The organism is Herbaspirillum sp. B65 (genome assembly GCF_000333555.1).
Classification (GTDB): Bacteria; Pseudomonadota; Gammaproteobacteria; order Burkholderiales; family Burkholderiaceae_D; genus Herbaspirillum; species Herbaspirillum rubrisubalbicans.
In genome coordinates this window covers 1-1553 of record NZ_BADI01001029.1, presented here as the reverse complement: position 1 = coordinate 1553, position 1553 = coordinate 1, and the positions used below count along the sequence as shown (strand labels likewise).

1 protein-coding gene is annotated in these 1553 nt (G+C 60.5%); it reads right to left on the bottom strand.

Annotated elements, in window-relative coordinates; genetic code table 11:
- The coding region (locus tag I5W_RS24265) for a 2-isopropylmalate synthase (protein WP_044531173.1) at positions 1-894 on the bottom strand (894 nt) is incomplete at its 3' end.
- Between the last annotated feature and the right edge of the window lie 659 nt (positions 895-1553).

Below are 1553 nucleotides of genomic sequence, written 5' to 3'. Positions count from 1 at the left end.
GGGGTTCACACCCTGGGTGTACAGGTTCAGCGCCAGCGTGACCAGGTCGACGTTGCCGGTGCGTTCGCCATTGCCGAACAGGCAGCCTTCGACGCGGTCGGCGCCGGCCATCACGGCCAGCTCGGCCGAGGCCACGGCGGTGCCGCGGTCATTGTGCGGGTGCACCGAGATGATGGTGCTGGCGCGATGCTTCAGGTTGCGGCACATCCATTCGATCTGGTCGGCGTAGACGTTGGGAGTGGCGCATTCGACGGTGGAGGGCAGGTTCAGGATGACCTTGCGCTCCGGAGTGGCACCCCAGGTTTCGCAGACGGCATCGCAGATTTCCTTGGAAAAATCCAGTTCGGTGGTGCTGAAGGATTCCGGCGAATATTCGAAGCGCCATTCGGTGCCCGGACGCGCATCGGTCAGTTCCTTGACCAGGCGGGTGCCGGTGACGGCGATGTTCTTGATCTCTTCACGCGACATGTTGAAGACGATCTTGCGGAAGGCCGGGGCCACCGAGTTGTACAGGTGGACGATGGCTTTCTTGGCGCCTTCCAGGGACTCCACGGTGCGGCGGATCAGTTCATCACGCGACTGGGTCAGCACGATGATGGTGACGTCATCGGGAATGCGGTTCTCGACGATGAGCTTGCGCACGAAATCGAAATCGGTCTGCGAAGCCGAGGGGAAGCCCACTTCGATTTCCTTCAGGCCGGTCTTCAACAGCAGTTCGAAGAAGCGCAACTTGCGCTCGGCGTTCATCGGTTCGATCAGGGCCTGGTTGCCATCGCGCAGGTCGGTGCTCATCCAGATCGGCGGGGTGCTGATGACCTTGCTGGGCCAGGTGCGGTCGGGCAGGTCGATGGCTGGGAAGGGACGGTATTTGGCGGCGGGGTTGCTTAACATCATGATGGACCTCTTAGTCTTCGGATTTGCTGGAAATGCTGGAATGCTTCAGTGCGTCAGATGTGGCGGATCGGGTTGCCTGGCTGCCACGGGCGCGTGGCCAGGCAACCCGTCATAGAGCCAGAGGCGGCAACTCCCGCTGCGCGTGGCGGCGCTGGCCGGTGGGCCGACGCTGCTTGCCGATTGTGCTGGTCTTCGAATGCATGATCGCTTCGCCTGTGGGGCTGCGACGTCGGCTCTCTAGGGGTAGCGCGTCACTGCCTGGTTGTACTGCCGGTACTGCTGGTTTGATGGGGTTTGCCGGATCGCGTGTCGTCAGCGGGTACGGCAGGAAATACAGATTTTAGCGCGAGGCTAGTAGTAGCGACACCGGTAGCAACGCTAGCAGGGCGCTGGCGCTGTTGTGGCGTAGGGAGATGGTTGCTGCGGAAGTCATCTGAGCAATGTAGAAGATCGGCCAAGGGCTTGTCAAGCGCTATCTTTTCTATCCCGCTAAAAGGCGCGCCCGCTGCCGACGATTCGTTGCTAGAATCCTGCATTAATAACTTTTCGGTCATTTATTTTCATTGCCGCAGCGGCGATTCCTTGTGAGCATGGAACGCTGCGCAGCGAAAATGCTCCAAAACAAGCGCTGCAGTGGGCTTCGTCGGCATCGTGTTGCC